This is a genomic window from Pseudomonas brassicae (assembly GCF_010671725.1).
GTDB lineage: Bacteria > Pseudomonadota > Gammaproteobacteria > Pseudomonadales > Pseudomonadaceae > Aquipseudomonas > Aquipseudomonas brassicae.
The window spans coordinates 1-7277 of record NZ_JAAHBU010000399.1; the positions used below are offsets into that span (position 1 = coordinate 1).

The following is a 7277-nucleotide window of genomic DNA, read 5'->3' on the forward strand; positions in this document are numbered from 1 at the left end:
ACCGGGCGCGGGCGTGCCACCGTGCGGTGCCGCAGGCGAGCCGCCGTTGCGCCTTCAGGCCTGATGGCGGTTGCGGCTGGCTTGCACGATGCGTTGTGCGGGTACCCGCAACTGGGCCAGCAGGTAGTCGGCAAAGGCCGGGGCGTAGGGTTGGCGAGCGATTGCCTTGGCCATGCAGGCCAGCCACAGGGTGGCATGCTCCTGCTGGATCGGCCATTGGGCATGGAATGCCGGTATCGCAATGGGCCCGTAGCGTTCGCTGAACAGCCGCGGGCCGCCCAGCCAGCCACTCAGAAAACAGGTCAACTTGTCGCGTGACAGCTCGAGGCTGGCGGGGTGCATTGTGCGCACGGTGTGGGCGGCGGGCTCTTGGTCCATGATCAGGTAGAACTCGTCGACCAGGCGGCGCAGGCCTTCAAGGCCACCGGCGGCCTGGTATGAAGCGTCGCCGGTGCCGAATGCAGGAGGGGTCATGGTCAGGGCCTGGGCAGGGAAAGTGCCATTTTAACCTTGATCTAGACCTGGCTGCTGGCACGCAAATGAAAAGGCGACCCTGAGGTCGCCTTTTTCAATGGGGTGTCCCGTTACGGCCGCTCGATGACCTTCACGTCCTGGCGCTCGCGGATCGCCGGCCATTCCTGCTGCAAGGTCTGCAGTACCTTGGCGACGAATACGGTATCTGCCGCCGCTTTCTTGCCGACGTAGCCCTGGCCACGGCGGAACAGCTTGAAGCGCGCACGCATTTCGCGTTTTGCATCGATCGTCTCTTCGTCCGTGTGCGGTGGCATGCGGTCGATATGCACGTCACCCGCTGCACTGACCCAGAGCAGATGGTCATCGAGGCTGTCCTTGCGGGCTGCGAACAGCCGGGCCAATTCGTCGATGGTGGGTTGGTTGTTCAAGTTCATCATAAAGCCCCCTATTACCTATTCGTCGTTGGTGAGTTCAAACCTGCGCTACTTCATGTAGCGATCTACCAAGGCTGCTACAGCAGCGTCGCAACAGGGGCTTTCTTCACTCTGCCTTTTGGACAGTCCCTCTCCACGGACAGCCCGAAACCGCTCGAACTGTCTGGAACACCCTTTGCCAGCGCTCCCGATCAGGGAGACGGCCTCATCATGCAAGGGGCAGCGAATGCCGTCAATAGATTTTGTAGTGATTTTTTTACCTCACTACAAATGACTGTTCAGTCTCTTTCGAGCTTACCGGTCGTCCGTGTCGGGCGCGTAGGAATGTCCTACAAAGTGCTCTGGGGCGGGCATTCTGACTAAGGGTTGATCCGGATCAGCGTCGCCTGGCGGCGCAGTGGCGATGATGGGGCACCGTCCTGTTGCCAAAGAAGCTTCTGTCATGAGCACGCCTACCGCTTCACCCACGTCCACTGGCGCCAAACCGGCGTTACCCTGGGCCTGCTGCTGGGCATTGCCGCGCTGATCGGCGTGTTGCTGTTGCCGCTGCCGGTCGACTTGCCGGTGGCGGGGCACCGTGTGCTGGCGATCCTGGCGTTTGCGGTGGTGGTATGGATCAGCGAGGCAGTGTCGTACGAGGCCAGTGCGATCATGATCACCTCGTTGTTGGCGTTCTTGCTGGGTACGGCGCCGACTCTCGCCGATCCGTCGGTAATCTATGGCTCCTCGGCGGCGGTGAGCATGGCCCTGACCGGCTTTGCCAACCCGGCGCTGGCGCTGGTGGTGGGAGCCTTGTTCATCGCCGCGGCCATGACCCATACCGGCCTGGACCGGCGCATTGCGCTGGTGACCCTGGACCGTGTGGGGGTGAGCACGCGGCGTATCCTGCTCGGCGCCATGGTGGTGATCTTCCTGCTCAGCCTGGTGGTACCCAGCGCGACTGCACGCAGTGCCTGCGTGGTGCCGATCATGATGGGCGTGATCGCCGCGTTCGGTGTCGACAAGCGTTCGAACATCGCCGCTGGCATCATGATCATCGTGGCCCAGGGCACCAGCATCTGGAACATCGGCATCCAGACGGCGGCCGCGCAGAACCTGCTGACCGTCGGCTTCATGGACAAGATGCTCGGCGCGCGGGTGTCATGGATCGACTGGCTGATCGCCGGCGCACCGTGGGCCGTGATCATGTCGGTGGTGCTGATCGTGCTGGTGTTGAAGATGCTGCCGCCCGAGAGCGACAGCATCCCCGGCGGCAAGGCCGCGGTGGCCGAACAGCTGGCGGCGCTGGGGCCGATGAGCGGCGCGCAGAAGCGCCTGCTGGGCGTGTCGCTGCTGTTGCTGCTGGCGTGGGCCACCGAGGGCAAGCTGCATCACTTCGACACCACCTCGACCACCTACGCGGGCCTGGTGCTGTTGCTGTTGCCGCGTTTCGGGGTGATGGCCTGGAAGGATGTGCAGGCGCGCATCCCGTGGGGCACGGTGATCGTGTTCGGCGTGGGCATCAGCCTGGGCACCACGTTGCTCACTACCCAAGCGGGGCAGTGGCTGGGTGCGCAGGTGGTGGGCAATACCGGGCTGGATCAGTTGGGCACGCTGGGGGTGTTTTCGATTCTGGCAGCGTTTCTGATCGTGATTCACCTGGGCTTTGCCAGTGCCACGGCGCTGACCTCGGCGTTGCTGCCGATCCTGATCGCGGTGCTGCAGACTTTGCCGGGGGAGTTCAGCCGGCTGGGCATGACGATGGTGCTGGGGTTCGTGGTCAGCTACGGGTTCATCCTGCCGATCAACGCGCCGCAGAACATGGTGTGCCTGGGCACCGAGACGTTCAATGCACGCCAGTTTGCCAAGGTGGGGATTGTGGTGACGCTGGTGGGGTATGGGCTGATGCTGGTGGTTTGCGGCGACGTGGTGGCACTGGCTGGGCTGGATGTAGCCGCCAGCAAGGCGCGCGCCTTGCTGGCGAAGGGGCTACAGCGGCATCAGAAGTTCGCCGGGGTGTTGGCGCTGATGATCTCGGCCTCGTCCTGCCCGATATTCTTGAAGCTGTGGGGCAGGGTGGTGGGGAAGTAGTAGCCGTCACCCGAGTTCAGCACACTGACCTGGCCGTCGACTCGCAACTCGATGGTGCCACGGGTGACCAGGCCACATTCCTCGCCTTCGGCGTGCACGATCGGCTCTTCGCCCGAGTCGGCGCCTGGCGCGTACAGTTCGCGCAGCATGCGCATCTGCCGCCCTTCGACGCTGGCTCCGACCAGCAGCATGCGCAAGCCGCCACTGCCCAGGTCGGGCTGTTCGTTGGCGCGGAACACAAAGCGCTCCTCGCGCGGCGGCTCGTCAAAGCTGAAGAACTCCGCGAGGGACATCGGAATACCTTCCAGCAGCTTTTTCAGCGAGCTCACCGAAGGGCTGACGCGGTTCTGCTCAATCTGTGAAATCGTCGAGTTGGTCAGGCCGCTGCGCCTGGCCAGCTCCCGTTGCGAGAGCTTGGTGCGTTCACGTACCAGTTTGAGTCGTGTCCCCGTGTCCATAGCCGCCTTGATGTCAAAAATAATGGGCGACGCATTAAAACACATTCCGTCGCCGATCCCGCCTACTGCCGTGCAGGCGCCGGCCACAAGGCGATCAACAGCAGCAACAAGGCTGCCATCAGGTAGGGAACACGCGGGTCGAAGGCATAGATCAAGGTGCCGGCCAGCGGCCCGACCACAACCCCCAGGCCTTGCGCTGCACCAATGGAACCGGCCGTTGCGCCCTGTTCGCCAGCCTCCACGGCATTTGCCGCCAGCGCCTGGAAAGCCGGGAACACCCAGCCCATGCCGGCTGCGGCCATAAAGTAGCAGGCCCACAGCATCATCACGCTGTCGGCCAGGGCGCCGCTGGCAAAGCCCAGCGCGGACACGCAACCGCCCACGCGGATCATGCGCAGCGGCGGCCACTGCAGCCGGGTCACCGCCACCTGCGAGAAGATCAGCGCCACCCCGACCATGGTCAGCGCGATGCCAGCCGCCTGGGCGGCGTCGGCCGGTGCCAGGCCCAGCCGGTCGAGGGCGAAGAAGCCCACGGTGATCTGCGCCAGCGAAACGCACAGCATCGCCACGAACGCCACCACCAGCGGGCGGCGCAGGCGCGGGTCGGCCAGTTGTACCGCGCGCGCGGGTTGCTTGAGGTGCAGCTCCTGGCGCTTGAGCTTGAACTGCAGCACCAGCAACGCCAGCATTGGCAGCACCGCCATCGCATAGAACGGCAGGCTCAGGCTCTGGCGTGCAAGCAATGCCGCCAGGGCCGGGCCGAGCACCAGGCCCACGGCGTTTGCAGCGCCCAGCGAGGCCATGGCGCGTGCGCGATGCTGAGGTTCGATATTGTCGGCAATCAGCGCCGCGCAACCGACCGGCAAGGCGGCGTAGAACGCCCCGATCAGGCCACGGCCAAGTACCAGTGCGGCAAACGCCAGGGTCGCCGAAGGCAGGTAGCGCAGCGCAGCGTCGATGAACAGGCACAACGCCCAGTAGGCCAGGGTGAAGCCCGCCGTGCCGAGCAGCAGGATGCGGCGCCGGCCGAAGCGGTCACTGGCGCGACCCCAGGCGCGGGCCAGCAGCATCCAGATGACCCCGGCGACGGTCACCGCTGTGCCAGCCTGCCACGCCGCCAGGCCCAGCACGCGGGCAATCGGGCCGATCAGCGAGACAAACGCCATCATGGCCATGGTGCAGGCCATGTTGGCGACCAGTAGCGGGCGCAGGTCGAAGGGCGTCACGGCGGCAGAGGTGATCAGCGGCGGTTCCTGTGCGGTATTCATGGCTATCCAAGGCAACTTAGGGCAGTGCCGCCATTGTGCCGCAGTGCGGCGCAAGGCTAAAGCTGTAAACGATAGTAATAATCATTTAGTTGACTTCTGCGTTGCTGAAAACCACTGGCGTGAAACGTCGCATTCATTGTCCAGGTGCTGTCAGCGCCCCGGCCACATGCTGCGCAGCACACCGTCGCGGCGCACCAGGCCATGCACCAATGCGGCCGCCAGGTGCATCAGCACGGTGGCGAACAGCACGTACGCCAGCACGCCATGCAGCGTGCGCAGCACGGCGTACAGCTGCAGGTCGTGGCGCAGCAGCGCGGGCAGGTGCAGGGGTATGGGGTTGCCCGCCGCCGACAGCATGCCCCAGCCGATCAATGGCATCGCCAGCATCAGCGCGTACAGCACCAGGTGCGAGGCCTTGGCCGCCCATTGCTGGGCGCGCGGCAGCTCGGCCGGCAACGGCGGTGGGGTGAACAGCAGGCGGGTGACGATGCGCACCACCACCAGCACCAGCAAGGCCAGCCCGATCGCCTTGTGCAGGCTGATCAGCCAGGTATGTCGGGGCGACAGGTCGCTCACCATGCTCACGCCGATGAACAGCATGGCCAGGATCAGCCCGGCCATGAGCCAGTGCAGCAGGCGTGCCAGGGGGTGGAAGCGCGGGGCGGGTGAGGTCATGGCGTAGCTCCTTGAGGTGCGCCTTCACGGCTGCGGCGCTTGAAGGACTCGGCATAGGCCGAGGAACGGGCTGCAAGAATCGGGTCGCCGGAGGCCTCGATGCCGTCGGGCAGCACCAGCGGGTCGAAGTTCAGGTCGCGGCAGGCGCCCTGCTCAGGGGCATCGACCTGCTCGATCACCAGGGTGCCGGCGTCGACCTGCCGGCGCGTTGCGGGCCAGGGCTGTGCCGGGTCGTCGACCGGGTCGCCGGGGTCGGCCAGGGTCAGGCGCAAGGTCCAGCGCAACGGGCCCTGTGCAAGGCGATGCTGCAGGTCGTGCTGGAGCACGTCGTGGTCGGTGATCTGGGGCGGCAACGGCGCAAAGGCCGCCTGTGGGATCAGGCTCCAGCGCACCGCATGCCTGCCCCCGCCGGCGTCGACCAGGTAGAACGCATTGATGCTGTTGAAGGCGGAGTTGGCGAAGCTGTCGGAGGGGCTGTAGTCCTTGGCCCATTGGCGAAAGGCCGCACTTTCGGGGTGCTGCGCGAAGAACGCCGAAAGCGCAGCCGGGTCGGGTTTGCCCGTGGCCGGGTCGGGGGTCATGGCCAGCACCTGCTGATAGAACCCCTCGGCGTCGCTCACGGCCAGCACCGCTGGCGTGTTCATGCCGCTGCGCCATTGCTGGCCGTCGTCGCTGCTGAACTGCAGCGCAAGGCTGCGGGTGGGCACGCTGGCATCGGCGCTGAAGGGGTTGGCGCCGCCGATCGCGAAACGCCCGATCACCGGCACCTGCGCCTGGCTGAACACCCGTGCCTGCGACAGCGGCGTGGCCAGGCCGCTGCTTTGGAAGTAACCGCTCACGCACAGGCCCTTGGCGTGGTTTTTTCGGTAGCCGGGGTAGTGGCCGGCCTGGGCCTCGAAGGTGTCGATGATGCGCTGCGGGGTGAGGCGCTGGGGGCCGATCCAGCCGGCGGCATAGGCCAAGCCTGCACCCAGTGCGGCAATGCCCAGGCCAATGGCAGCCAGGCGCAGGGTACGGGCGCGACCGTGTAACGGAGTGCTCATGGGCGGCGATCCGGTCAGTGAATGAGCGGGTACGACGTACGGGGTGAAACTTTATTCCCGCACGGCGGGAATAAAGTTCAGGCGCGTGCGTCTGCCTCGTACACTGACTGCCGATTGCCTGAACCCCTCACCATGAATGACCTTGACGACGCCCAACTGCGTGACATGCTCCAGCGCCTGCGCCGGTTCGCCCTGTGGCTGACCCGTGACGCCAGCAGCGCCGACGACCTGGTGCAGGCCACGGTCGAGCGCGCCTTGAGCCGCCGTGCCCAGCAGGCGGGTGATGACAGCTTGCGCGCCTGGCTGTTCGCGATTCTGTACCGCTTGTTCATCGACACCAAGCGTCGCGAGCGGCGCCATGCACGGTGGTTGGCCTGGTTCGGGCGCGACGAGGCAACCGGCAGTGACACCGAGGCCATCGTACTGGCCGAGTCCGGCCTGGCGGCGTTCGCCCGGCTGCCGGCCGAGCAACGCGCGTTGTTGCTGCTGATCAGTGTCGAAGGCCTCAGCTACAAGGAGGCGGCGCAGGCCCTGGACGTGCCCATCGGCACGGTGATGTCACGCCTGTCACGCGCCCGCGCGGCATTGCGAGAATTGGCCGAGGGCAACACGCCGCCCCCGGCATTGCGGAGGTTGAAATGAGCCGGTTGATCCCGTCCGAAGACGAGTTGCATGCGTATGTCGACGAGCGCCTGGAGGCGGCACGCCGACGCGAGGTCGAGCTGTACCTGGCGGCCAACCCCGAGCAGGCTGCGCGCATCGACGGCTGGCGCGCGGATGCGCGGCAGTTGCGCACCGCCCTGGCCGGGCTTGTCGAACAGCCGCTGAACCCGCGCCTGGACCCGCTGGCCATTC

8 protein-coding genes and 1 pseudogene are annotated in these 7277 nt (G+C 65.8%); 3 read left to right on the forward strand and 6 right to left on the reverse strand.

The window, feature by feature from the left end; genetic code table 11:
• Window positions 1–54 precede the first annotated feature (54 nt).
• Window positions 55–474, reverse strand: coding sequence for a group II truncated hemoglobin (locus G3436_RS22715; RefSeq protein WP_163949741.1), 420 nt, complete (start codon window positions 472–474; stop codon window positions 55–57).
• 110 nt (window positions 475–584) lie between these two features.
• Complete coding sequence (locus G3436_RS22720) at window positions 585–911, reverse strand: hypothetical protein (RefSeq protein WP_163949744.1); 327 nt, start codon at window positions 909–911, stop codon at window positions 585–587.
• A gap of 439 nt (window positions 912–1350) precedes the next feature.
• Between G3436_RS22720 and G3436_RS22725 the strand changes: the two are divergent.
• Window positions 1351–2841 (forward strand): annotated as a pseudogene (locus G3436_RS22725) (DASS family sodium-coupled anion symporter).
• A 46-nt stretch (window positions 2842–2887) separates the two neighbouring features.
• Here the strand turns inward: G3436_RS22725 and G3436_RS22730 are convergent.
• From G3436_RS22730 to G3436_RS22745, 4 genes are all read right to left on the reverse strand, one after another.
• Window positions 2888–3436, reverse strand: a complete 549-nt coding sequence (locus G3436_RS22730; RefSeq protein WP_163949747.1) for a cupin domain-containing protein — start codon at window positions 3434–3436, stop codon at window positions 2888–2890.
• A 62-nt stretch (window positions 3437–3498) separates the two neighbouring features.
• The gene (locus tag G3436_RS22735) at window positions 3499–4704 is read right to left on the reverse strand and encodes an MFS transporter (RefSeq protein WP_163949749.1); all 1206 of its coding nucleotides are present in this window, start codon (window positions 4702–4704) and stop codon (window positions 3499–3501) included.
• Window positions 4705–4854: 150 nt separating this feature from the next.
• Window positions 4855–5379 carry a cytochrome b gene (locus G3436_RS22740; RefSeq protein WP_163949752.1) on the reverse strand — a complete coding sequence of 175 codons (525 nt, stop codon included), beginning with the start codon at window positions 5377–5379 and terminating at the stop codon, window positions 4855–4857.
• Window positions 5376–6422 (reverse strand): catalase family peroxidase, encoded by a 1047-nt coding sequence (locus G3436_RS22745; protein WP_163949754.1) that lies wholly within the window; start codon window positions 6420–6422, stop codon window positions 5376–5378. Before G3436_RS22745 ends, G3436_RS22740 begins: the two co-directional genes overlap by 4 nt.
• Window positions 6423–6554: 132 nt before the next feature.
• Between G3436_RS22745 and G3436_RS22750 the strand changes: the two genes are divergently transcribed.
• Together G3436_RS22750 and G3436_RS22755 are read left to right on the forward strand one after the other, a co-directional pair.
• Complete coding sequence (locus G3436_RS22750; RefSeq protein WP_163949756.1) at window positions 6555–7064, forward strand: sigma-70 family RNA polymerase sigma factor; 510 nt, start codon at window positions 6555–6557, stop codon at window positions 7062–7064.
• The coding region (locus tag G3436_RS22755; protein WP_420801244.1) for an anti-sigma factor family protein at window positions 7061–7277 on the forward strand (217 nt) is incomplete at its 3' end. The genes G3436_RS22750 and G3436_RS22755, both read left to right, overlap by 4 nt.

Bases quoted from the DNA above. Each gene is read 5' to 3' on its own strand.
- G3436_RS22735 (WP_163949749.1), bottom strand. From the start codon at position 4,704: ATGAATACCGCACAGGAACCGCCGCTGATCACCTCTGCCGCCGTGACG.
- G3436_RS22750 (WP_163949756.1), top strand. From the start codon at position 6,555: ATGAATGACCTTGACGACGCCCAACTGCGTGACATGCTCCAGCGCCTG.
- G3436_RS22740 (WP_163949752.1), bottom strand. From the start codon at position 5,379: ATGACCTCACCCGCCCCGCGCTTCCACCCCCTGGCACGCCTGCTGCAC.
- G3436_RS22745 (WP_163949754.1), bottom strand. From the start codon at position 6,422: ATGAGCACTCCGTTACACGGTCGCGCCCGTACCCTGCGCCTGGCTGCC.
- G3436_RS22730 (WP_163949747.1), bottom strand. From the start codon at position 3,436: ATGGACACGGGGACACGACTCAAACTGGTACGTGAACGCACCAAGCTC.
- G3436_RS22720 (WP_163949744.1), bottom strand. From the start codon at position 911: ATGATGAACTTGAACAACCAACCCACCATCGACGAATTGGCCCGGCTG.
- G3436_RS22715 (WP_163949741.1), bottom strand. From the start codon at position 474: ATGACCCCTCCTGCATTCGGCACCGGCGACGCTTCATACCAGGCCGCC.